The sequence below is a fragment of the Lysobacter sp. HA35 genome (assembly GCF_054061195.1).
On record NZ_JBSSDY010000001.1, the window covers coordinates 178,949 to 200,901 of the forward strand.

At 66.8% G+C, this 21,953-nt stretch carries 19 protein-coding genes and 1 pseudogene; 9 read left to right on the forward strand and 11 right to left on the reverse strand.

What is annotated here, in order from left to right; genetic code table 11:
* Positions 1 to 56: 56 nt before the first annotated feature.
* Together ACVWZN_RS00985 and ACVWZN_RS00990 are read left to right on the forward strand one after the other, a co-directional pair.
* Entirely contained in the window at positions 57 to 482 is a 426-nt protein-coding gene (locus ACVWZN_RS00985) for a PadR family transcriptional regulator (RefSeq protein WP_456952241.1), read from the forward strand.
* Positions 479 to 1,405 carry a sensor domain-containing protein gene (locus ACVWZN_RS00990; protein WP_456952242.1) on the forward strand — a complete coding sequence of 309 codons (927 nt, stop codon included), beginning with the start codon at positions 479 to 481 and terminating at the stop codon, positions 1,403 to 1,405. Before ACVWZN_RS00985 ends, ACVWZN_RS00990 begins: the two co-directional genes overlap by 4 nt.
* Before the next feature lie 66 nt (positions 1,406 to 1,471).
* Here ACVWZN_RS00990 and ACVWZN_RS00995 read toward each other — a convergent pair whose 3' ends face one another.
* On the reverse strand, positions 1,472 to 2,719 hold the full coding sequence (locus ACVWZN_RS00995) for a polyhydroxyalkanoate depolymerase (protein WP_456952243.1): 1,248 nt from the start codon (positions 2,717 to 2,719) through the stop codon (positions 1,472 to 1,474).
* Between the two features lie 70 nt (positions 2,720 to 2,789).
* A complete protein-coding gene (locus ACVWZN_RS01000; protein WP_456952244.1) occupies positions 2,790 to 3,398 on the reverse strand; it encodes a class I SAM-dependent DNA methyltransferase in 609 nt (202 codons plus the stop codon).
* Positions 3,399 to 3,467: 69 nt separating this feature from the next.
* On the opposite strand from ACVWZN_RS01000, the gene ACVWZN_RS01005 reads away from it, so the two are divergent.
* A complete protein-coding gene (locus ACVWZN_RS01005; RefSeq protein WP_456952245.1) occupies positions 3,468 to 3,917 on the forward strand; it encodes a CopD family protein in 450 nt (149 codons plus the stop codon).
* A 39-nt stretch (positions 3,918 to 3,956) separates the two neighbouring features.
* On the opposite strand, the gene ACVWZN_RS01010 is transcribed toward ACVWZN_RS01005, so the two are convergent.
* Complete coding sequence (locus ACVWZN_RS01010) at positions 3,957 to 5,642, reverse strand: alkaline phosphatase (protein ID WP_456952246.1); 1,686 nt, start codon at positions 5,640 to 5,642, stop codon at positions 3,957 to 3,959.
* Positions 5,643 to 5,817: 175 nt separating this feature from the next.
* On the opposite strand from ACVWZN_RS01010, the pseudogene ACVWZN_RS01015 reads away from it, so the two are divergent.
* Together ACVWZN_RS01015 and ACVWZN_RS01020 are read left to right on the forward strand one after the other, a co-directional pair.
* Positions 5,818 to 7,148: pseudogene (locus tag ACVWZN_RS01015) on the forward strand (dicarboxylate/amino acid:cation symporter).
* A gap of 28 nt (positions 7,149 to 7,176) precedes the next feature.
* Positions 7,177 to 7,671 (forward strand): acyl-CoA thioesterase, encoded by a 495-nt coding sequence (locus ACVWZN_RS01020; protein ID WP_051234940.1) that lies wholly within the window; start codon positions 7,177 to 7,179, stop codon positions 7,669 to 7,671.
* 50 nt (positions 7,672 to 7,721) lie between these two features.
* Here ACVWZN_RS01020 and ACVWZN_RS01025 read toward each other — a convergent pair whose 3' ends face one another.
* Both ACVWZN_RS01025 and ACVWZN_RS01030 read right to left on the reverse strand, forming a co-directional pair.
* Entirely contained in the window at positions 7,722 to 8,360 is a 639-nt protein-coding gene (locus ACVWZN_RS01025) for a C40 family peptidase (RefSeq protein WP_456952247.1), read from the reverse strand.
* 168 nt (positions 8,361 to 8,528) lie between these two features.
* Positions 8,529 to 9,074, reverse strand: coding sequence for a C40 family peptidase (locus tag ACVWZN_RS01030; protein ID WP_456952248.1), 546 nt, complete (start codon positions 9,072 to 9,074; stop codon positions 8,529 to 8,531).
* A 121-nt stretch (positions 9,075 to 9,195) separates the two neighbouring features.
* Between ACVWZN_RS01030 and ACVWZN_RS01035 the strand changes: the two genes are divergently transcribed.
* Positions 9,196 to 9,675 (forward strand): FKBP-type peptidyl-prolyl cis-trans isomerase, encoded by a 480-nt coding sequence (locus tag ACVWZN_RS01035; RefSeq protein WP_456952249.1) that lies wholly within the window; start codon positions 9,196 to 9,198, stop codon positions 9,673 to 9,675.
* Between the two features lie 76 nt (positions 9,676 to 9,751).
* On the opposite strand, the gene ACVWZN_RS01040 is transcribed toward ACVWZN_RS01035, so the two are convergent.
* From ACVWZN_RS01040 to ACVWZN_RS01050, 3 genes are all read right to left on the reverse strand, one after another.
* On the reverse strand, positions 9,752 to 11,359 hold the full coding sequence (locus tag ACVWZN_RS01040) for a M4 family metallopeptidase (RefSeq protein WP_456952250.1): 1,608 nt from the start codon (positions 11,357 to 11,359) through the stop codon (positions 9,752 to 9,754).
* Between the two features lie 300 nt (positions 11,360 to 11,659).
* The gene (locus ACVWZN_RS01045) at positions 11,660 to 13,252 is read right to left on the reverse strand and encodes a M4 family metallopeptidase (RefSeq protein ID WP_456952251.1); all 1,593 of its coding nucleotides are present in this window, start codon (positions 13,250 to 13,252) and stop codon (positions 11,660 to 11,662) included.
* 63 nt (positions 13,253 to 13,315) lie between these two features.
* Positions 13,316 to 13,597, reverse strand: a complete 282-nt coding sequence (locus ACVWZN_RS01050) for a hypothetical protein (protein ID WP_456952252.1) — start codon at positions 13,595 to 13,597, stop codon at positions 13,316 to 13,318.
* 72 nt (positions 13,598 to 13,669) lie between these two features.
* Between ACVWZN_RS01050 and ACVWZN_RS01055 the strand changes: the two genes are divergently transcribed.
* From ACVWZN_RS01055 to hutG, 3 genes are all read left to right on the forward strand, one after another.
* On the forward strand, positions 13,670 to 14,941 hold the full coding sequence (locus ACVWZN_RS01055) for an NAD(P)/FAD-dependent oxidoreductase (protein ID WP_456952253.1): 1,272 nt from the start codon (positions 13,670 to 13,672) through the stop codon (positions 14,939 to 14,941).
* 62 nt (positions 14,942 to 15,003) lie between these two features.
* Entirely contained in the window at positions 15,004 to 16,365 is a 1,362-nt protein-coding gene (gene gorA, locus ACVWZN_RS01060) for a glutathione-disulfide reductase (RefSeq protein ID WP_456952254.1), read from the forward strand.
* Positions 16,366 to 16,383: 18 nt separating this feature from the next.
* On the forward strand, positions 16,384 to 17,199 hold the full coding sequence (gene hutG, locus ACVWZN_RS01065; RefSeq protein WP_456952255.1) for an N-formylglutamate deformylase: 816 nt from the start codon (positions 16,384 to 16,386) through the stop codon (positions 17,197 to 17,199).
* A gap of 3 nt (positions 17,200 to 17,202) precedes the next feature.
* On the opposite strand, the gene ACVWZN_RS01070 is transcribed toward hutG, so the two are convergent.
* The 3 genes from ACVWZN_RS01070 to parE form a co-directional block, all read right to left on the reverse strand.
* Positions 17,203 to 17,613 carry an antitoxin Xre/MbcA/ParS toxin-binding domain-containing protein gene (locus ACVWZN_RS01070; protein ID WP_456952256.1) on the reverse strand — a complete coding sequence of 137 codons (411 nt, stop codon included), beginning with the start codon at positions 17,611 to 17,613 and terminating at the stop codon, positions 17,203 to 17,205.
* Positions 17,614 to 17,766: 153 nt separating this feature from the next.
* On the reverse strand, positions 17,767 to 19,695 hold the full coding sequence (locus tag ACVWZN_RS01075; protein ID WP_456952257.1) for an alpha/beta hydrolase family protein: 1,929 nt from the start codon (positions 19,693 to 19,695) through the stop codon (positions 17,767 to 17,769).
* A 194-nt stretch (positions 19,696 to 19,889) separates the two neighbouring features.
* On the reverse strand, positions 19,890 to 21,800 hold the full coding sequence (gene parE / locus ACVWZN_RS01080) for a DNA topoisomerase IV subunit B (protein WP_027082510.1): 1,911 nt from the start codon (positions 21,798 to 21,800) through the stop codon (positions 19,890 to 19,892).
* Positions 21,801 to 21,953 lie beyond the last annotated feature (153 nt).

The following is a 21,953-nucleotide window of genomic DNA, read 5'->3' on the forward strand; positions in this document are numbered from 1 at the left end:
TTCGCTATAGCGGAGTTCGCACTAGATTGAACTCGACACCAGGCCGAGCCTCCGTCATGTCCGCCCAACCCGACATCGATCCCGACATCCACCTGCGCAAATTCCAGAAGGAGCTCAGCGCCGGAACCGTCTCGCTGGCGCTGCTGGCCGTGCTCGCGGACGCCACCGAGCCTATGTACGGCTACCAGATCGCCAAGCGGCTGGAGCAGCTCGAGGGCGTGCTGTCCGGCAAGCAGAGCGCGTTGTACCCGGTGCTGCGCGGGCTGGAGGGCAGCGGGCTGCTCGAGAGCTTCGTCGAGCCGTCCGTGTCCGGCCCGCCGCGCCGCTACTACCGCATCAATGACGCCGGCCGCTCCGTGCTCATGCGCTGGGCCGACGCCTGGCGCGGCACGCGCGATTCGGTCGACGCCGTGCTCGGGCCGCTCGCCCGCGCGACTTCCACTTCCACTTTCCCGTCCGTCTCCCGGGGAGACCTCGCATGAACGCCGCCCACTCCTTCACCGACCTGCGCGCGCCGGCCACCATCGCCGAATACCTCGAACGCCTGCGTGCCGCGCTCGCCGGCGCCGACCCGGCGCTGATCCAGGACGCGCTCTACGACGCCGAGGATTACCTGCGCTCGGAAATGGCCGCGAACCCCGGTCGCTCCGAGGCCGAAGTGATCGCGGATGTCGCCGGCAGTTACGGCGCACCGTCGGAAGTCGCGGACATCTATCGCGACACTGAGGTGCGCGTGCAGACCGCGCTGCAGCCGCCGAAGGTGGTCAAACGACGCACCGCGCTCGGCCGGTTCTTCGGCGTCGCCGCCGAACCACGCACGTACGCGGCGCTGTTCTACATGCTGCTCTCGCTCGCCACCGGCATCTTCTACTTCACGTGGGTGGTGACCGGGCTGTCGATGACGGCCGGCATGTCCATCCTCATCATCGGTATTCCGCTGGCGATCCTCTTCTTCGGATCCGTGCGGGTGCTCTCGCTGGTGGAAGGGCGACTGGTCGAAGTGATGCTCGGCGAACGCATGCCGCGTCGCCCGCGTTACATCACGAAAGACGCGCCGCTTCTGGAGCGCATCCGCACCATGTTCACCGACCCGCGCACGTGGAGCACGATGGCGTACATGCTGCTGATGCTGCCGATCGGCATCGTCTACTTCACCCTCGCAGTGACGCTGCTGTCGCTCTCCGCAGGCTTCATCGCTGCACCGGTGGTCGCCGCGCTCGCATGGTTCGGCTGGGTGCCGTTCAACGAGGTGCAGGTCAACGGCATCGATGCATGGGGCCTGCCGTTCGTGTTCGTCGGTGGCGTGTTCCTGCTATTCGCGACGCTGCACCTGGCGCGTGGCGTCGGCCGCCTGCACGGGCAGATCGCCAAGCACATGCTGGTCGAATCCTCGACGACCGCCTGACGCATCACCGTCGTGAAAACAAAACGGGCGCCTCGAAGGCGCCCGTTTTTCATTGCGATATCGCGATCAGTTCGTCGAATACTTCGCGAAGAAGTCGCGCACCTTCGGATACACCTGCGTGCGCCAGCGACGCCCGCTGAAGATGCCGTAATGCCCGGCGCCCTCGACGACGAGGTGCTGGCGGTCCGCTTCCGGAATTCCCGTGCACAGCTTCTGCGCCGCGCGCGTCTGGCCGCGGCCGGAAATGTCGTCCAGCTCGCCTTCGATGGTGAGCAGCGCGATGTTGTGGATTTTCGACGGATCCACGCGCTGGCCGCGCACTTCCCACTCGCCCTTCGGCAGCAGGTGTTCCTTGAACACGACGCGCACGGTGTCGAGGTAGTACTCGGCCGGCATGTCGAGCACCGCGTTGTACTCGTCGTAGAAACGGCGATGCGATTCGGCGTCTTCGAGATCCCCTTGCAGCAGATTCTCGTAGAAGTCCCAGTGCGACTGGAAATGCCGCTCCGGATTCATCGCGACGAAACCCATGTGCTGCAGGAAGCCCGGATACACGCGACGCCCGGCACCCGGAAACGGCGGCGGCACCGGATGGATGAGCTGCGATTCGAACCACCACATCGGCTTGTGCGTGGCGAGGTCGTTGACCTGCGTCGGGTTCTCGCGCGTGTCGATCGGGCCGCCCATCATCACCAGCGACTTCGGCGTCGGCTCACCGCGCGCAGCCATCAGCGACACGGCGGCAAGGACCGGCACGGTCGGCTGGCACACGCTGATCACGTGCAGGTTGCCGGTGCCGATGTGGCGGATGAACTCCTCCACGTACAGCACGTAGTCGTCGAGATGGAACGGGCCTTCGGAGGCCGGCACCATGCGTGCGTCGACCCAGTCGGTGATGTAGACGTCGTGGTCGCGCAGCAGCGTGCGCACGGTGTCGCGCAGCAGCGTGGCGTGGTGGCCGGACAGCGGCGCCACAACCAGCACCTTCGGCGACGCTGCGAGCGTCTGCACGCCGGCGACGTCGTCGGCGAAGCGCTTGAAGTGCAGCAGCCTGCAGAACGGCTTGCGCAGCGACTCGCGCTCCATCACCGAATACACGCGGCCGTCGACTTCGACGTCGTGGATATCGAATTCGGGCTTCTCGTAGTCCTTGCCGAGCCGGTAGAACAGCTCGTAGCCGGCGGACAACTGCGACGAGCCGGGCATGCCGTGCAACCAGCTGCCGGGTGCGCCGAAGGCCTTGCTCATCGCGTCGGCCCAATAGGTCATCGGCGCGAGCCAGGCGCGGCCGAGTTCATGCATCTGATAGAGCATTTATTCCCCCTGTCGCAGCGCAGCATAGCGCAGGGGCTTGACGGCAGAATGTGAAGCGTGTCCGCCTCGTTCAGCCCGGAATTTCCAGCGCCGCGGCCTGGTCGGCGAGGGCCGGCGACAGCCACAGGTGCGAGGCGAGCTGCACGAATCCGGCGCCTTCCAGCCGCGCGCGATAGAAGCGCGCCGGTCGACGACGGAAGCCCGCGGTGTCGCCTTCCACCTCGTCCTCGCGGGTGAAGGTTTCGAGAAACGCGACGCCGCCGCACAGCTCGGCCAAGCCGGGTAGCCCCGCATCGAGTTCGCGCGCTTCGAGGTAGTGCATGACATCGCTGCAGACGACGAGGTCGGCCGGCGCGCAGGGGCGCAGCGACGCGAAATCACCGAACGACGCGAGATGCAGGTTGCGGCGGCGACCGAAGCGTTCAATCGCATACGCGCTGCTGTCGAAGCCGATGTAACTCGCCTTCGGCCGCAGCTTTTTGACGGCCGGCTGCCACGCGCCTTCGCCGCAGCCCACGTCGAGCACGCTGCGCAGCGGACGTTCGAGCCAGTACTCGGCGGTGGCGACCGCCAGCGCCACCTTGCGCGACAGCCGCGCGGCGCCGCCGATCGCCTCGCGCTTGAGCACGGGGTCGCGGTACCAGCGTTCGAAATAGTCGCGGTCGTAGTGCTTGGTCATTTCGCTGCTCGTCGATCGGCGCGTGATGCGCGTGGCATCCTACCGGCCCCGCCCGAACCGTGATGCGCCATGGCCTATCTCTGGATCAAGACCGCCCACGTCGTGTTCGTCATGGCGTGGATGGCGTCGGTGTTCTACCTGCCGCGCATCCTCGTCAACATCGCCGAAGCCGGCGACAACGCCGCCGTGCGCGAGCGCCTGGTGCTGATGGGACGCAGGCTCTATCGCTTCGGCCACACGATGTTCGGCATCGCGTTGGTGCTCGGCCTGCTGCTCGCGTTGGCAGGCAAATTCATCGCGGGCGCGCCGGTGTGGTTCGCGCCGGGCAACGGCTGGCTGCACGCGAAGATCGGTGCCGTCGTGCTGATGCTCGTGTTCTTCATCATGAGCGGGCGCTGGCTCAAGCGCGCCGCGGCCGGCGACGCGATTCCGTCGTCGCGCACGCTGCGCATGGTCAACGAGCTGCCGGTGCTGCTGCTCGTCGCGATCGTCTACCTGGTGCTCGCCAAGCCGTTCTGATCGACGACGGCGGCATCGCGCCGCCGTCGTGGTGCATCGTCAGTGCGATGGAACGAGCGATGCTGGCATCGACACCGGCACCCCGTGTGCATCGCAGCCGCCGGCCTTGCACACCGCGTTGCGGAGCCGCGGCGTGGCCTGCAGCAGGATGTGGAAGATCGAGTTCTCTTCAAGGCTTCCGCGCACCGCTTCGCTGCCCGGCCCGCGCGCCCAGATGCCGACGTCGTCGCCACCGTGCGTTTCCGACGCCATCGGCACCAGCGCTTCCTGCATGTAGTTCGGTAATGCGGTATCGACGTGGGTCAGGTCGGGTCGGCCCTCTTTCGCGTCCTGCGCGCCGCTGACCAGATGCGGGTAGTGCTTGATGCCTTCGGGCTGCTGGTCGGTCGCGCCGACGTAGCCCGGCCCGTTGCTGTAATTGAGCGTGGTGTACGGATGCCCGGCGGCGTCGAGCGCGTATTCCGTCTTGCCGTCGCCTTCGCCGCTGCTGCCTTTCACCTTGCCGAGGATGGGATTTCCGCGCACCGGATAACCGACGAAGCTCAGCGTGTGCGAGTGGTCGGCGGTGACGAGGATCAGCGTGTCGTCGGCGGATGTCGCGTTCATCGCGGCACGCACCGCATCGCTGAATTCGACGGTTTCGGTCAGCGCGCGATACGCGTTGCCTTCGTGGTGCGCGTGGTCGATGCGCCCACCTTCGACGAGCAGCACGTAACCGTCGCGACTCTTCGACAGGCGCGAGATCGCGGCCAGCGTCATCGTCGGCAGATCTGGCTCGCCAGCTGCATCACTGGCGCGATCGGTGACGTAATGCATGTGGCTGGGATCGAACAAGCCGAGCAGCGGCGCGTCCGCCGGCGCCTGCGCGAGTTGCTTCGCATTCCACACGTAGGCGCCACCGGGATGGCGCTGCGACCATTCGTTGACGAGGTCGCGGCCGTCGAGTCGCAGGCCATGCTTGTCGGCATATTCCGGATCTTCATCCGCGGCAGGCAGGAAGTTCGAACGTCCGCCGCCCATCAGCACTTTGACGTGGCCGGCGAGCGGCGATTCCACGAGCTGCCGCGCGATGTCGATGCAGCCCGCAGCCAGCGCGTCCTGCGGCATCTCCTCGTCGACTTCCCAGTTGCGATCGGGCACGTGCGTGAACGTTGCGGCCGGCGTCGCATGCGTGACGCGCGTGGTGGTGACGATGCCGACGTCCATGCCCTGCGACGCGGCGACTTCCCACAGCGTCGTCGTCGGATGCAGCTTGGCCTGCTCGCAGTTGCCGCGCGGCACTTCCGGGCCGACCGAGATCACGCCGATGCGCGTTTTCACGCCCGTCGCGATCGCACTCATCGTGCCGGCCGAATCGGGCGTCTGCGAATCGGTGTTGTAGGTCTTGCTGAGCGCGGTGTACGGGAAGTCTTCCCAGCTCAGGCGGTTTTCCTCGCCGGGATGACCGCGGCGCTGGCCTTCGAGAATGCGCGCGGCCGCGACCGTCGGCAGGCTCATGCCGTCGCCAAGGAATACGATGACGTTCTTCGCATGCCCACCCATCGCGCCGCGCGCGGCGGCCTGCGAGGCGCCATTGCGGAACCACCATGCGCTGGTTTCGCCGGTCGGGCGGTCGATGGCGGGAACGTCGACGGTGTACTGCGGAGCGGTGGTCGAGGTGGTGGAGCAGGCGGCGCAGAAAAGCGTGGCGGCGAGCGAGAGGCCCGCGGGCAGGAGACGGTGCATGGACGGAACGGCAGTCGTGAGGCGGCCGATTATGCCGACGCGACTTGTCGATTCGTGTCGGCCGGACGGATGCGTGCGGTCGGTCACGCCAGCGGGACGCTGAGGCGTCATCGGGAGCATCGTTCCACGACGCGCACTTCGCTATGGTGCGGTTCTGACCTTTCCGGCCCGCCCCATGTCCCTTGTCCACGCCTGGCTGAAGATCCGCTTCTGGAAGCGCGTGCTGCTCGGCTTCGTGCTGGGCGCGTTCGCCGGCTGGGCGATGGGCCCGGCCGCCGCGACCTGGTTCGGGCCGCTCGGTGATGTCTACGTCCGCCTGATCAAGATGATCGCGGTGCCGCTGGTGTTCTTCGCGGTGGTCAACGCCGTCGCAGCGCTGAGCGGGCAGAAGTCGATGGCCAAGCTCGGCGGGCGCACGTTCCTGTGGTTCGCGCTGACGGCGATCATCGCGGTCGGCATCGGGCTGGGCGTCGGCACGATCATGCAGCCGGGCGTCGGCGTCGCGCATCTGGCCGTCGACCCCGATTACGTGCCGAAGGACGTGCCGAGCGTCGCCAACGTTCTGCTGTCGGTGGTGCCGGACAACCCGTTCGCGGCGATGACCGGCATCGGCGAGAAGAAGAACGCGGCGGGCGAAGTGGTGCTCGCGCTCGGCAAGGGTTCGATCCTTCCGGTGATCTTCTGGGCCGGCCTGCTCGGCTTCGCGATGGTGAAGCTGGGCGACCGCGTGCCGCGCATGCGCGAGCTGATGGGCGAGGGCCGCGACCTGATGGTGCAGGTCACCCGCTTCGTGCTCGAGATGACGCCAGTCGGCACGTTCGGCCTGATCGCCGCGCTTGTCGGCGAGTTTGGGTTCTCGAAGCTGCTGCCGCTCGGCAACTTCGTGCTCGCGCTGTACATCGCCTGCGCGCTGCACATCGTCGTCAGCTACAGCGGGCTGCTGCTCGCGCATCGGCTCAATCCGCTGCGATTCTTCAAGGGCGCGTTCCCGGCGATGCAGGTCGCGTTCGTCAGCTCGTCGAGCTTCGCTGCGATGCCGGCGTCGCTCAATGCGGCCACGCGCAACCTCGGCGTCGACAAGGATTACGCGGCGTTCGCGGTGCCGCTCGGTGCGTCGATCAAGATGGACGGCTGCGGCGCGATCTATCCGGCGCTGTGCGCGCTCTTCATCTCGCAATACACCGGTACGCCGCTCAGCGCGGATCAGTACTTCATCGTGCTCATCGCATCGGTGCTCGGCAGCTTCGGCACCGCGGGCGTTCCGGGCACGGCGGTCGTGATGGCGACGGTGGTGCTGAGTGCCGCGGGTCTGCCGCTCGAAGTCATCGGCTACCTGTATGCGATCGACCGCGTGCTCGACATGATGCGCACGATGACCAACGTGACCGGGCAGGTGCTGGTGCCGGTGCTCGTCGCGCGCGCGAAACCGGTCTGCTCGACATCGACGTCTACAACGCCGGGCGTTCGGACGTCAGCAATCTCGGCGCGGACACCGAAGCGGCCTGATCGCAGCGGCTGTGCTACACAGGCGCGCATGAGAGATCGCGAACTGACGCTGCGCTTCCTCGCGCAGCCCACCGACGTCAACTACGGCGGCAAGGTCCACGGTGGCGCCGTGATGAAGTGGATCGACCAGGCCGGTTACGCCGCGGCGGTCGCATGGAGCGGGCACTACTCCGTGACGGTCGCGGTCGGCGGCATCCGCTTCCTCGCGCCGATCCGCATCTCCGATCTCGTCACCCTGCAGGCCAAGCTGGTGCACACCGGCACGACGAGCATGCATTTCGCCGTCGAGGTGCGCGCACGCGACCCGAAGGACCCTGAAACCGGCGATCGCCTGTGCACGCACTGCGTGATCGTGTTCGTCGCGCTCGATGCGCCCGAAGGCAAGCCGGTGCCGGTGCCGTCGTGGACGCCGACCGACGAGGAAGACCGGCGGCTGGCGGAGTATGCGGAGCAGGTGATGGCGCTGAGTCGCGGCATCGAACCGCTGCTCGAAGACGTGCTGGGCGCGCCCGCGAAGCCCTGAAAGCAGAAGGCCGCCCGGAGGCGGCCTTCGTAACGATCACTTCGCGCGGATCAGATGCCGGCGACGCGGCGCGCCTGCACGAACTTGCCGTTCCAGTAGCCCGTGTCGAGCTCGGAGACGGTGACGTCGCGACCGGTGCGCGGCGCATGCAGGAACTTGCCGTTGCCGATGTAGATGCCGACGTGGTCGACGCCGCTGCTGTGCGTGCTGAAGAAGACGAGGTCGCCGGCGGTGAGCTGGCTGCGATCGACCATCGTGCCGGTCTGCGCCTGGTCGCGGGCAACGCGCGGCAGTTCGACACCGAGGGCGTTACGGAAGACGTAGCCGACCAGACCCGAGCAATCGAAGCCTTCAGTCGACGTGCCGCCCCAGCGGTACGGCGTGCCGAGCAGGGCGAACGCGCGGGCCAGCACGCTCTGCGCACGGCCGGTAACCGGGGTGGCAGTGGCGCTGGTGCTGCGCGAGCCCGGAACGATCAGGCGGTTGATGTCCGAGGCGAGCATGAGCGCGCGATCGGAGAGGGACATCGAATCGGGAAGCGCTGCGCGCGAGTCGGCCGGCGCGTCGGCGCTGTCCGCACCCATGCCCACGGTGGTCGCCGGGTCGGCGAACGCCGGGGCCGCCGCCAGCGCCAAAAGGGCAGCCAGGGCAGCGCGAGTGAAGGAGCGGTCGAAAATGTTTCCGGTCATCACCGGGGCCTCACTAGTTCGTCACGGGGGCATCATGCCCGCCGAACGGACCCGTTTGGTTAGTAAGACGTTAGCTGCCCGTTAATTCGCGGGGCCCGTGTCCCAGAAACGGACTTCAGCGTTGTGATGGCGGCAGTAACGGAAGAATCGCTTCCCGCCGCTTGGCTTTCACATCAGGACGCGTCGCGCCCCGCGGAAATGGTCCCGCCAGTAGGGGCCATCCAGCCGGTCCAGGCGCACCGTTCCGCCCGTGCTCGGCGCGTGCACGAAGCGGCCTTCGCCCACATAGATGCCGACGTGGCTGACGCTGGCAGTGTCACCGAAGACCACGAGGTCGCCGGTCGCCATGCGGTCGAAACCGACGCCTTGGCCGAGGCGTGCGAGGTCGCCCGAATTGCGCGGCAGCTGCTGCGCGAGCGTGTCGTGGAAGACGTAGCCGACCAGACCGCTGCAGTCGAAGCCGGCGTCCGGCGTATTGCCGCCGTAGCGATATGGCGTGCCGACCAGCGACAACGCGCGCATGAGCACGGCATTCGCGGCGTCGGGATTATCAGGCGTGGTGGTCGGCCAGACCGCGGGAAACACGACGTGCGGGAGCGAGGCACGGCGGACCACCGGCGCTGTTCCGCCGCAGGCGGCCAGCAGCAAGGGCAGCAGCAGCGCCACGCTCGCTGGCGCGAGCAAACGCTTGCCGGGATAATGCGGCGGTTTCATTGTCGGCAAGCTTGACGGCTCATTCACGCCGCTTCAATGCCGCTCGTCCCGCCAGCCGCCGCGCCCACGCGCGGGCCGCCGGCTTCGCTCCCTTCCGCCGCCGGCGGGTTCCAGGATTTCCATGAAGATCGAGAAGAACAGCGTCGTCCGCTTCCACTACACCGTCTCCGAGCAGGGCCAGGAGTCGATCGAGTCGTCCGAGGGCCGCGAGCCGCTGGCCATCATGACCGGCCACGGCAACATCATCCCGGGCCTCGAAGAAGCCATGATGGGTCACGAGGACGGCGACAAGTTCGACGTCGACGTGCCGGCCGCGCAGGCCTATGGCGAGCGTCGCGATGGCCTGAGCCAGCGCATCCCGAAGAAGCATTTCGAAGGCCAGCCGCTGCAGCCCGGCATGCAGGTCGTGCTCAACACGAACTTCGGCCCGCGCGCGGTGACGATCCAGAAGGTCGGCATGACCGTGGTCGACGTCGACCTCAACCATCCGATGGCGGGCAAGGACCTGCACTTCGCGATCGAGATCGTCGACGTGCGCGAAGCGACCGCGGAAGAGCTCGAGCACGGCCACGTGCACGGCGAGGGCGGTCACCAGCACTGAGCCACCGCACTCATATATATATGTGTGCAAACGAAAGGCCCGCCAAGGCGGGCCTTTCGCGTTTCCGGCGCCGGGATCAGCGGGTGGACGAGGTGACGTTAGCCCCGGCCCAGGCGCGGTTGACCGCGTTGTACTCCGGCGAGCTCGCGCCGTAGAGGTCGCGCGCGGCGTTGAGCGTGTAGGTGCGCGCCTGCGCGTAGGTGGTGCCGGAGGTGAAGTACACGTCCATCGCGCGGTACCAGATGGCGGCCGCCTTGGTCCGGCCGATGCCGACGATGCCGGTGTCCGCATTGCAGACCAGCGACGCCGGCGTCAGGTTGTAGCTGGTGCCCGCGCCGAAGCCTGCCGGCACCACCGCGCCTTCGGCCAACAGATAGAAGAAGCGATTGGCGACGCCCGAGGTGTAGTGCGGGTCGTCGAAGAAGGTGAAGCGGCGGTTGCGCGGATAGCAGGCGTACGACGCGCCATCCATGTCCTGCTTGAACATGCGGCGCAGCGCCTTGGTGTTGTCGGGATTCGAGTTGTAGATCTTCTCGCCGATCAGGTAGTCGCCCGCATCGTTCGGATTGGCGACCGAGAACTCGACCATCGTGCCCATGATGTCGGACGAGCCTTCGTTGAGGCCGCCGGCATCGCGCGAGTACGCGAGGCCGTTGACCGAACTCGTCACGCCGTGCGTCATCTCGTGGCCGGCGACGTCGAGCGCGACCAGCGGGCGGTACGTCGTGCCGTCGCCATCGCCGTAGCGCATGCAGAAGCAGGAGTCGTCCCAGGACGCGTTGACCCAGTTCGTGCCGACATGCACGAGGCTCTTCGCGCCCTTGCCGTCGTTCTTGATGCCGTTGCGGCCGAACGTGTTCTTGTAGAAGTCCCAGGTCGCGGCGACGCCGTAGTGCGCATCGACCGCCGCGCTTGTGCGATCGCTTACCGCGCCATTGCCCCATGCGTTGTCGGCGTCGCTGAAGATGGTGCCGGTGGTCGAGCTCGTCGAGCCGTTGTGATTGTCGAGCGTCGTGCCGCCGCCGCGCACCGTGTCGCGCAACTCGTAGCCGCCGGTAACCGAATCCGTATTGATGGACACGCTGCCCAGCGTCAGCGAATTGCCGGTGCCGACGGCTGCGGCGGTTTCAATGGCGTCCCAGCGATCGAGCATGCGACCGGTGCGCGCGTCGACCACGTAATGCATTTCGGTCGGCGTGTTGTCGGGCTTCAGGCCGCGCATGACGACTTCCCAGCCCAGCGACGGCAGCGCGTCGCGTGCGAACACGACCTTGCGCGCGGTCGGCATGCCCTGGAAACCGGTGCCGAAGTCGCCGCCGGCGATGACCATGGCGTCCTGCGAGCTGATGCGTGCGGCGATGTCAGGGCGAAGCGTCGTCGACAGCGTCAGCGATGCGGCCTGCAGCTGGCCGTTGCGCGAATGCGTCACAAAGTCGCCGCCGATCACGGGCAGGCCGAGGTAGCTGCGGGTGAACCGCACGTGCTCGGTGCCGTCGCGGTCGACGATGACGTTGCGTACCGCGAACTCGTCGCCATCGGTGGCGGCGATCGCGGCGTGGTGGCTGTCGAGCAGCGCGCGTGCGCGGCTGGCGACGGGCGAGGAGTCGGCCGCGACGACGGCCCGCGTGGAGGCGCCGAGCACTGCGACGACCGCAAGGCAGAGGAGGGACGGGCTGTTCGACATGGCAGGCACCTGTGGGTTCGGGGGAGGCCGCGCAAGGCGGAACGCGCCGGCCTCCATGGCCGGCACGGCGACAGTCCCGAACAGGCGTCCTGCGACCGACCTGCGCGGAAACATCCATGTGCTTCCGATCCGCGCAGGCCCGGACGAACGATCCGGGAATGTGACGCGCGTCAAAAAATAACCCGATCGCGGGTGCAGCGGGTCGGTCCCGGCCGCATTTGCGGGCCCGTTCGTCGGACGCCGCACCAACGAAAACGGCCCGCCGAAGCGGGCCGTTCCGGAACTGCCGACGTGGGCGGATCAGTTGACGCTGGTGGCCGTCCAGGCGCGGGCGACCGCGTTGTACTCGGGCGAGTTGAGGCCGTACAGGTCCTTGGCGGCGTTGAGCGTCGCCGTGCGGGCCTGCGGGTAGGTCGTGCTGGAGGTGAAGTACACGTCCATCGCGCGGTACCAGATGGCCGCGGCCTTGGTGCGGCCGATGCCGGTCACGCCGGTGTCGCCATTGCAGACCAGCGAGGCCGGCGTGAGGTTGTAGCTGGTGCCCGCACCGAACCCGGCCGGAACCACCGCACCTTCCGCGAGCAGGTAGAAGAACCGGTTGGCCACGCCCGACGTGTAATGCGGATCGTCGCGACGGGTAAACCCACGGGCCGTGTAGCAGACGTACGACGCGCCATCGAGGTTCTGCTTGAACATCCGGCGCAGCGCCTTCGTGCCGTCGTTGACGTTGTAGATCTCTTCGCCGATCAGGTAATCGCCCGGATCGTTCGGGTTGGCGACCGACCACTCGACCATCGTGCCCATGATGTCGGACGAGCCTTCGTTGAGGCCGCCGGCGTCGCCCGAATACGCGAGCCCGTTCACCGCGCTGGTCACGCCGTGGGTCATTTCGTGGCCGGCGACGTCGAGCGCGACCAGCGGCTTGTACGTCGCGCCGTCGCCATCGCCGTAGCGCATGCAGAAGCACGCGTCCGACCACGACGCATTGACCCAGTTCGTGCCGACGTGCACCAGGCTCAGCGCACCCTTGCCGTCGTTCTTGATGCCGTTACGGCCGAACGTGTTCTTGTAGTAATCCCACGTGGCTGCGACGCCGTACGCCGCATCGACCGCCGCCGTCGCGCGATCGCTGTTGCTGCCGTTGCCCCAGGTGTTGTCGGCATCGGTGTAGATCGTGCCGGTGGTCGAGGTCGTCGCGCCGTTGTGGTTGTCCTCGCTCAGGCCGCCACCGCGCACGGTGTCGCGCATCTCGTAGCCGCCGGTGATCGAGTTGGTGTTGATCGACACGGTGCCGAGCGTCAGCGAGTTGCCGGTGCCGGTTGCCGCGGCGGTTTCCACCGCGTCCCAGCTGTCGAGGATGCGGCCGTTGTTGGCGTCGACGAAGTAGTGCATCTCGGTTGGCGTCTGGTCGCGCTTGGCGCCGCTCATCACGACTTCCCATGCCAGCACCGGCGCAGCAGCGCGTGCGTACACGACCTTGCGTGCGGTCGGCATGCCCTGGAAGCCGATGCCGAATTCGGAACCCGCCGCGACGATCGCATCGTCGGAGCTGATGCGGGCGGCGATGTTCGGACGCAGCGTCGAGCGGAAGCTCATGGTCGCGCCGCGCATCTGGCCGTTGTGCGAATGGGTGACGAAGTCGCCGCCGATCACCGGCAGGCCCAGGTAGGTGCGGTTGAAGCGGACGTGCTCGGTGCCGTCGCGGTCGACGACCACGTTGCGAACCGTGTAGTTGTCGCCATCGGCGCCGGCGACGAGCGCGCGGTTGCTATCGACCAGACCACGCGCGCGATCGGCAGCGGGCGAGGTGCCGGTGGCGGCGATGGAGTAGGCGGAGACACCGAGCGCGGCCAGGACGGCAGCGGCGAGGACGCGGGACTTCGTATTCGACATGGAAACCCTCGGGAGAACGGGAGAGAGATGAGTCGTACGCACCGCAGCACGCTGCGGGTCACCTCACGGGTCGGCGGCGTCCTGTCGGCGCGGCGCATGGGCTAACGTCGAACATATGAAAACCGGACGCGTGACCAGCCCCGATTTTTCGAAGTTGTGACCGCCGTCGAACAAGCTGGCTGAAGCGGACAGCGTGCGCGGTCCGAACCGGTTCCGAACGTTGTTCCGCGTCACGAAATTCGCGGCATCGGCGGCCGACGAAAGCGCGTGAAGCGCATGCGAAGGCGCGATTCGGGCATGGAACGGGCCGGTGCGCAGGCCGCGGCGGTGCATGTCGAACGCCATGCGAGACTTGCCGCACGGTTCGGCGGGACGCCAACCGGTTCCGCGATCAGCTGCCCCAGGACCCGACCTTTCGTGACCGACGCGACGCCGACCTCGACCGACATTCTGATCATCGGCGGCGGCGTCATCGGGCTGGCCTCCGCTCTGGCCGTGGCCGAAAGCGGACGCGCGGTGCGGGTGATCGACGCGGGCCGCATCGGCGGCGGCAGCTCGCACGGCAACTGCGGAACGATCACGCCGAGTCATGCGCCACCACTCGCGGCGCCCGGCATGGTCCGGCGCGCGCTGTCGATGATGCTGACGCCCGACGCGCCGCTCTACATCCGTCCACGCGTCGATCCGGCGTTGTGGCGCTGGCTGTGGGCGCTGCGTGGGCGCTGCAACCCCGCGCACTGGCGCGAGAGTGCGGTCGCCAAAGCCGCGCTGCTCGACGATTCGCGTCATCGCCTCGAGGAATGGGTGACGCGATACGGGCTCGACTGCGAGTTCCAGCCGACCGGCGAGGACTACGTCTTCCGCGATGCGCGCCGGTTCGAAGACGGCCAACACGAAGTACCGCTGCTGCGCGAATTCGGCATCGACGTCACCCTGCTCGACGGTGCGGACTACGAACGCGACGAGCCGTCGATGCTTCCCGGCGTTGCAGGCGCGATTCGTTTCGATGGCGATGCGGCGTTGCGGCCCGATCGTTATGTCGCGGAACTCGCACGCGTTGCGCGCCAACGCGGTGTCGTGATTGACGAGCATCGCGCACTGACGGGACTGATCGATGGCGCGAACGGTTACGTCGCACGCACGGCGAATGGCGACATCGAAGCACGCGAAGTCGTGGTCGCGACCGGCGCGTGGTCGCCACGACTCGCGGAGTCGCTCGGCCTGCGCTGGCTCGCACGCACCATCCAGCCCGGCAAGGGCTATTCGATCACCTACGACCCGCCGGCACTCGTGCCGCGTCGGCCGCTGGTGCTGCGCGAACGCGCGGTCTGCGTGACGGCGTGGGCGAGCGGCTACCGGCTCGGCAGCACGATGGAATTCTCCGGTTACGACGAACGCCTCGACGAGCGACGCCTCGGTGCGCTCGAACGCGGCGCGCGCGAATACCTGCGGGATCCGGTCGGCCCGCGAGTGCGCGAACGCTGGTTCGGCTGGCGGCCGATGTCGCTCGACGATGTGCCGATGATCGGCGCAGTGCCGGGGCGTCGCGGCCTCTGGCTTGCGACTGGGCACGGCATGATGGGCGTCGGCATGAGCGCCGGCACCGGCCAGCTGCTCGCCGACCTCGTCAGTGGCCGCGCGACCGCGATCGATCCCGCGCCGTATCGCCCGGACCGCTTCGTGCGTTGAACGACCGCAGCGACGTAACGCGCGTCGCGGCCTAATGCGCGTCCACTTCTAGCGAGAACACCATGACCGACACGCCCGCACGCACCGACTTCGACCTGATCGTGATCGGTGGCGGCTCGGGCGGGCTCGCGGGTGCATTCCGCGCGGCCGAGCACGGCGCGCGCGTCGCGCTGCTCGAGCCGAACGCGCTCGGCGGCACCTGCGTCAATGTCGGTTGCGTACCGAAGAAGGCCATGTGGCTCGCCGCGAACGTCGCCAGCACGTTGCGTCACGCCGAATCGCTCGGTTTCGAATCAGCCTCGTGCACGCTCGACTGGCCGACCTTCATCGCGCATCGCGAGCGCTACATCGAAGGCATCCACGCAAGCTATCGACGTCGCCTCGACGCAGCTGGCATCGCGCTCATGCCGGTGCGCGGCACGATGCTCGACGCACGCCGCGTGCGCACGTCCGACGGTGTCGTGCTCACCGCGTCGCACGTGCTGATCGCGACGGGCGGTCGACCGGTGAAGCCCGACATTCCGGGCGCGGAACTCGGCGGCGTGTCGGACGACTTCTTCGCATGGCGCGCACCGCCGGCAAGCGTCGCGGTGATCGGCGGCGGCTACATCGCGGTGGAACTCGCCGGCGTGCTGCAGGCGCTGGGCAGCCACGTCACCCTGCGCGTGCGCGGCCGACTGCTCGAGAGCTTCGACGACGAGATCACCGCGCAGCTCGTCGAGGATTACCGGCATCTCGGCGTCGACGTACATCTATCGACGACGACGACCGCGCTGGAGCGCGTCGAAGGCGGCATTCGCCTGCGCAACGCCGACGGTTCATTGACCCATCCGGTCGAACAGGTGCTGTTCGCAACCGGTCGTTCGCCGAACGTCGAAGGACTCGGTCTCGACGCGGCAGGCATCGAGCTCGACGCGCGGGGCTTCGTTCCGGTCGATGCGTACAACCACACGATCGTCGAAGGGATATTCGCGGTCGGCGATGTCACGCCGTCGCCCGCACTCACGCCGGTTGCGATCGCTGCGGCGCGTCGACTGATGGATCGTGTGTTCGGCGGACGCACGCGCGCGCCGCTCGACCTGGTCGACGTGCCCACCGTCGTGTTCTCGCATCCGCCGATCGGGCGCATCGGTCTATCCGAGCGCGCGGCACGCGACACCTACGGTAATGACGTGCACGTGCTGCGCGCCGGTTTCCGCCCGATGTTGAACGCGCTCGCCGAATCGCCGCAGCGCAGCCTGTTCAAGATCATCTGCACGGGCGAGGAGCGGCGCGTCGTCGGCCTGCATCTGCTTGGCGATGCTGCCGACGAAATGCTGCAGGGCTTCGGCGTCGCGATGCGTCGCGGCCTGACGCTCGACGACGTGCACGATACGATCGCCATCCATCCGACCAGCGCCGAGGAAGTCGTGCTGATGCGTTGAGCATCGCGCGGATCGATCATGAGCGACGACGTCCTGACCACCGACACGTTCACCCTGTATCGCGGCCGCGCGCCCTTGCTGGTGAGCCTTCCGCACGACGGCAGCGCGATTCCTCCGGAGCTCGCTGCGCGCATGACCGAGGAAGCACGTCGCGCGCCCGACACCGACTGGCACGTCTCGCGTCTCTACGCGTTCGCACGCGATGAACTCGGTGCGTCCGTACTGGTTCCACGCTATTCGCGCTACGTCGTCGACCTCAATCGGCCGCCGGATGACACGTCGCTGTATCCCGGGCAGAACACGACGGGGTTATGCCCGACGCGACGGTTCACCGGTCATGACGTGTATCTCGACGGCGCGCAACCGGACGAGGCCGAAGTGCACTCGCGTGTCGACACGTACTGGCGTCCGTACCACGACGCGTTGCAGTCGGAACTCGCGCGACTGCGCGCTGTGCATGGTCGCGTCGTGCTCTGGGACGGCCATTCAATTCGCGGCGACAGGCTGCCGTTCCTGTTCGAAGGTCGGTTGCCCGATCTGAATCTCGGAACATCCGGCGGTGTGAGTTGCGCGCCCGAATTGCAATCGTCACTGGAAGACGTGCTCACCAAACAGCCCGCATTCGACTGGGTCGCGAATGGACGTTTCCGCGGCGGATACATCACGCGTCACTACGGGCAACCGGCGGACGGCGTGGATGCCGTGCAGCTGGAAACCAGCCAGCGCACCTACATGGACGAAGACAGCTTCGCCTACGACGACGTCAAGTCGCTCGCGTTGCAGACGGTGCTGGAACGGCTCCTGCGCGCTGCGCTCGACCACGCGCGGCGCTGAGCCTCACCACAGACAATCCTTGCAACGCTTCTCGACGTTAGAGACGACGCGCTTGAGGCCATCGACCGTACGTATCAGGTCGCGCGGCTTGCCGTGCAGCGTGGGGTCTTCCGTATCCAGCCACTCGTCCATGCGCTCGGTCGAACCGTAGACGTCACCCAGCCCGCGGTGCAGGCGCACGAGCAACAACATGCGCGTCGCCGCGGGATCGGTGCCCGGCGGGATGCGCGCGCTGCCGGCCTGGATCTTCGCGACCGTGTCGCGATCCACGTCCAGCAGTTCGCTTACTTCACCCGCACCGAAGCCCAGCGCCGTGATCGCACGACGCGCGTCGAGCGCGAGTGCTTCCGTTGATGAACGGGCGTCGCCGGGGCTGACGTCGACGGCGTGATGGTGGGAGTTGGCAGTGCCCATGGCGTCACCCTCCATGAAGCGGCATGACGGGGAGGTACAGGCTGCATCCCGACCGTCATGTCCCGGCGCAACAATCGTCACGTATCCGTCGCGCTGAGCGACGGAGCGCGGGCGCTTTGGACCGCCCGCGCTCAATTTCGGCGGTCGCAATAGCTACGGCGAAGGGAGATGCTTCGACAGAAAGTCTTCGAGGCGCCGGTACAGCTCCGCCTGCGAGTCGGGGCTGTAGAAGCCGTGGCCTTCGCCGGCGACCACGTATGTCTCTGGAACGTTGCCTGCGGCGGTAAGGGCGTCGAGCATCGCCTTGTACTGATCGAAGTGCGCGGTCTGGTCATCCTTGCCGTGAATCAGGAAGACCGGGACCTTCACATCGGACGCGTGGCGTGCCGGCGAAACGCGCGCGAGCTCCGCGTCGTCGGCGCCCATCGTTCGCGCGAAGAAGCGCTTGGATGCGACGTTGGTGACCTGCTTCTGATCGAGCGGGAGGTCATAGACGCCGGCGTATCCGATCGCGCACTTGAACAGTGTCGGCGCAACGCGTACGGCCTGCAGCGCTGCGTATCCGCCGTAGCTGGCGCCATACACGCATGCGTCTCCGGGTTCCGTCAGTTTCTGCGTTGCGGCCCACTTGACGCCGTCGACCATGTCGTCAATGAGGCGCCCGCCCCACTGGCGCCAGCCTTCTCGTTGGAACGCCGTTCCCCGATCGCCGGAACCTCGGTAGTTGACCTGGAGGACGCCGTAGCCGCGACTCGCGAGGAACTGTGCGTCCGCGTCGTAACCCCAGCGGTCGGCGATGCCGAACGGCCCACCATGCGGGTAAAGCACCAGCGGTCGCGGACCGTCCCCGCTAGCGGTATAGAAGCCGTAGATCTTCCGGCCGTCGCGCGCCGCGAACTCGATGGGCACCGTCGTCGCCATGGCGTCGGGCGCGATCCATGGCTTCGTTTCGCCGATGAGCATGACCTTGTTGGCGGTGCGATCCATGACGTAGTAGGCGCCGGGGTGACGATCGGACATCACCGTAAATAGCAACCGCTTGCCGTCCCGGCTGACGTCGCGAATGTCCACCAGCTGCCCCGGGAATGCCTTTAGCAGTCCCGCGTGGAGCCGTGCCCATTCGGAGGTTGGATCAAAATATTTAATCGACGGCTTTCCGGCCGTGTAGATCACGCCGAACGGGTCGCCGGTGTCACCGACGCGCAGCAATACCGAGTGCTCAAGTTCGGGGTTCGACGTCACGAACGTGCGCGTCCCATTCTTGAAGTCCACCCGATAGAACTTCGGTGGCTCGCCTGCGTCGCTGATCTCCAGGAATGCGATGTCAGGATTCGAGGTGAATGCGCCGCCGGATACGCGATAACCGGCGATCGACTTCGGCATCGGCTGCCAATCAGCACCAGGCGTGGGGCGATAGGCAAGCACGGGCTCGTCCTGTGCGTCCCGTGTCGTACGCACGCGGGCGCGACCACCGGCGTCGAAGATGAAGGCCCCGGGTCCCTCGGACCGCTCGATCTCGGATCGTTCGCCGGTCACGCTGTCGACCTTGTAGATCGTGCTATCGGGTTCGTCGCCGCAGTTCCAGCAATTGAAGCGCACCAGGATCTTGCCCGGCTCGGCGGGAAGCACCGTCTCGACGCTGGCAAACCCTTGGTCCTTGCGCCGGCCCGGATAGTTCATGCCGTCGGGCTGGTACCCGAACAGCAAGTCCTGGTTCTTGCCGTGAATGTCGGTAGTGAGCAGCTCTCCGTAGCTCGTCGGCAGCGGCTGGAAGGGAAACGTGCGAGCCCGGGACATCACGATCTGTTCGTCGGAGGTCCAGAAGATGTTGATGACGTGCTGCTTCTGCGGGAACCGCAGCACCTGTGTCTTACCCGTGCCATCGAGCTTGAGAATTTCGAGCTGCGTCTCGCGTCCGTCCTGCGACGGCACGGCCAGCGCGACGTAGTCGCCGTTCGGAGACAGGCTTGCCTCGTTCAACTCGGCGTGGCGGGCGAGATCTTCGATCCGTATCGGATCGGCAGATGCGTGAAAGCTCAACAAGAGCGCCACAGCGATGGCGCATCGACCCCACGTCGACATAGTGCTTCCCCGTTTGTTGGAAAAATCCCCACGTCGAGTCTAAACGGGGCCGCGGGCGGCGTCAGCGTGCGTGGTCGAGGCGCTCAGACAATCAGGTGGATACGCGGTTTGCCGTTTGCTGGCGAGGCGATTCAGCAGGGGCGCAAAAGGAAGGCCCGCCGAAGCGGGCCTTGAACGCCGAGTTGCCGATGACGTCAGACCTCGAGCGTCGCCAGGTCGCCCTTGCTCTCCAGCCACGCTTTCCGATCGGAGGCACGCTTCTTCGCGAGCAGCATGTCCATCAGCGCCGAGGTGGCGTCCTGGTCATCCACGGTGAGCTGCACCAGGCGGCGCGTATCGGGATGCATGGTGGACTCGCGCAGCTGCTCCGGATTCATCTCGCCGAGGCCCTTGAAGCGGGTGACGGAGATGGCGCCCGTTGGCGTGCCCTTCTTCTTGGCCGCGCGATCACGCTCGATGCGATCGATGAGGATGCGCTTCTCTTCTTCGTCGAGCGCATAGAACACCTGCTTGCCCACGTCGACGCGGAACAGCGGCGGCATCGCCACGAAAACATGACCGGCAGCGACGAGCGACGGGAAATGCTTGAGGAACAGTGCTGCGAGCAGCGTCGCGATGTGCAGGCCGTCGGAGTCGGCGTCGGCGAGGATCACGACCTTGCCGTAGCGCAGGCCCGCGAGATCGTCCTTGCCCGGATCGCAACCGATGGCGACGGCGAGGTCGTGCACTTCCTGCGACGCGAGCACGCCGCTCGACGCGACCTCCCACGTGTTGAGGATCTTGCCGCGCAGCGGAAGGATGGCCTGGAAGTCTTTCTCGCGTGCCTGACGCGCGCTGCCGCCTGCCGAATCGCCTTCGACAAGAAAGAGTTCCGTGCGCGAAAGATCCTGCGATGCACAGTCGGCGAGCTTGCCGGGCAGCGCCGGACCCTGCGTCACCTTCTTGCGCAGAACAATCTTCTCGGTCTTCAGGCGCGCCGCAGCGCGTTCGATCGCGAGCTGCGCGATGCGCGTGCCTAGTTCGACGTGCTGGTTGAGCCACAGCGAGAACGCATCGTGCGCGGCGGATTCGACGAAGCCCGCGGCCTGTCGCGACGACAACCGTTCCTTGGTCTGGCCTGAAAACTGCGGGTCCGTCATCTTGATGGACAGCACGAACGCGACGCGGTCCCACACGTCTTCCGGCGCCAGCTTCACGCCGCGCGGCAACAGGTTTCGGAAGTCGCAGAACTCGCGCAGCGCGTCGGTGAAGCCGGTACGCAGCCCGTTGACGTGCGTGCCGTGCTGCGCGGTCGGGATCAGGTTGACGTAGCTCTCTTGCACCAGTTCGCCTTCCGGCACCCAGGCAGCGGCCCAGTCGACCACTTCGGTTTCCTTCGACAACGAACCCGAGAACAGATTCGGCGGCAGCAGTTCGCGTTCGCCGAGTTCGCCCTTCAGGTAATCGCGCAGGCCGTTCTCGAAGTACCACTCGTCGCGCTCGCCGGTCGCTTCGTCGAACAGGCGAACGGTCAGGCCCGGGCAGAGCACGGCTTTCGCGCGCAGCAGATGACGCAGCGCGCGGATGTTGAACTTCGCGGTGTCGAAGTAGCTCGCGTCAGGCCAGAAGTGCACGCGCGTTCCGGTGTTCTTCTTGCCGACCGTGCCGATCACTTCGAGCGGCGAATCGCGGAAGCCGTCCTTGAACGTCATCCGGTATTCGTTGCCGTCGCGCTTGATGCGCACGTCGACCTTGGTGCTCAGCGCGTTGACCACGCTGACGCCGACGCCGTGCAGGCCGCCGGAGAACGTGTAGTTGTTGCCGCTGAACTTACCGCCGGCGTGCAGGCGGGTGAGGATCAGCTCGACGCCCGGAATCTTCTCTTCAGGATGGATGTCGACCGGCATGCCGCGGCCGTCATCGGAGACCGATGCGGAGCCGTCGCTGTGCAGCGTGACCTCGATGGTCCGCGCATGGCCGCCGAGGGCCTCGTCGACGGAGTTGTCGATGACCTCCTGCGCCAAGTGGTTGGGGCGGGCGGTGTCCGTGTACATGCCCGGGCGGCGCTTGACCGGGTCCAGCCCGGAGAGCACCTCGATGTCGGCGGCGTTATATCGCTTGTTCATTAGTCGAAATGCTAACAGAGCGCGTCGCAGAGGCTTGGACGGCTGAATCCTGAACGACCGAACGCGGCCTTAGCGCCGTTTTCACGAGCGGCCCACGTAGGCCGCCAGTAGGGTCGCGGGCCGGATGACGGCACTCCCCCGAGCCGTCCCGGT

Coding starts and splice junctions, on each gene's coding strand:
- ACVWZN_RS01010 (WP_456952246.1), bottom strand. CDS start 5,642: ATGCACCGTCTCCTGCCCGCGGGCCTCTCGCTCGCCGCCACGCTTTTC.
- ACVWZN_RS00985 (WP_456952241.1), top strand. CDS start 57: ATGTCCGCCCAACCCGACATCGATCCCGACATCCACCTGCGCAAATTC.
- ACVWZN_RS01075 (WP_456952257.1), bottom strand. CDS start 19,695: ATGTCGACGTGGGGTCGATGCGCCATCGCTGTGGCGCTCTTGTTGAGC.
- ACVWZN_RS01040 (WP_456952250.1), bottom strand. CDS start 11,359: ATGTCGAACAGCCCGTCCCTCCTCTGCCTTGCGGTCGTCGCAGTGCTC.
- ACVWZN_RS01020 (WP_051234940.1), top strand. CDS start 7,177: ATGAGAGATCGCGAACTGACGCTGCGCTTCCTCGCGCAGCCCACCGAC.
- ACVWZN_RS01045 (WP_456952251.1), bottom strand. CDS start 13,252: ATGTCGAATACGAAGTCCCGCGTCCTCGCCGCTGCCGTCCTGGCCGCG.
- ACVWZN_RS01025 (WP_456952247.1), bottom strand. CDS start 8,360: ATGACCGGAAACATTTTCGACCGCTCCTTCACTCGCGCTGCCCTGGCT.
- ACVWZN_RS01030 (WP_456952248.1), bottom strand. CDS start 9,074: ATGAAACCGCCGCATTATCCCGGCAAGCGTTTGCTCGCGCCAGCGAGC.
- gorA (WP_456952254.1), top strand. CDS start 15,004: ATGACCGACACGCCCGCACGCACCGACTTCGACCTGATCGTGATCGGT.
- ACVWZN_RS00995 (WP_456952243.1), bottom strand. CDS start 2,719: ATGCTCTATCAGATGCATGAACTCGGCCGCGCCTGGCTCGCGCCGATG.
- parE (WP_027082510.1), bottom strand. CDS start 21,800: ATGAACAAGCGATATAACGCCGCCGACATCGAGGTGCTCTCCGGGCTG.
- ACVWZN_RS01050 (WP_456952252.1), bottom strand. CDS start 13,597: ATGGCGTTCGACATGCACCGCCGCGGCCTGCGCACCGGCCCGTTCCAT.
- ACVWZN_RS01005 (WP_456952245.1), top strand. CDS start 3,468: ATGGCCTATCTCTGGATCAAGACCGCCCACGTCGTGTTCGTCATGGCG.
- ACVWZN_RS00990 (WP_456952242.1), top strand. CDS start 479: ATGAACGCCGCCCACTCCTTCACCGACCTGCGCGCGCCGGCCACCATC.
- ACVWZN_RS01035 (WP_456952249.1), top strand. CDS start 9,196: ATGAAGATCGAGAAGAACAGCGTCGTCCGCTTCCACTACACCGTCTCC.
- hutG (WP_456952255.1), top strand. CDS start 16,384: ATGAGCGACGACGTCCTGACCACCGACACGTTCACCCTGTATCGCGGC.
- ACVWZN_RS01000 (WP_456952244.1), bottom strand. CDS start 3,398: ATGACCAAGCACTACGACCGCGACTATTTCGAACGCTGGTACCGCGAC.
- ACVWZN_RS01070 (WP_456952256.1), bottom strand. CDS start 17,613: ATGGGCACTGCCAACTCCCACCATCACGCCGTCGACGTCAGCCCCGGC.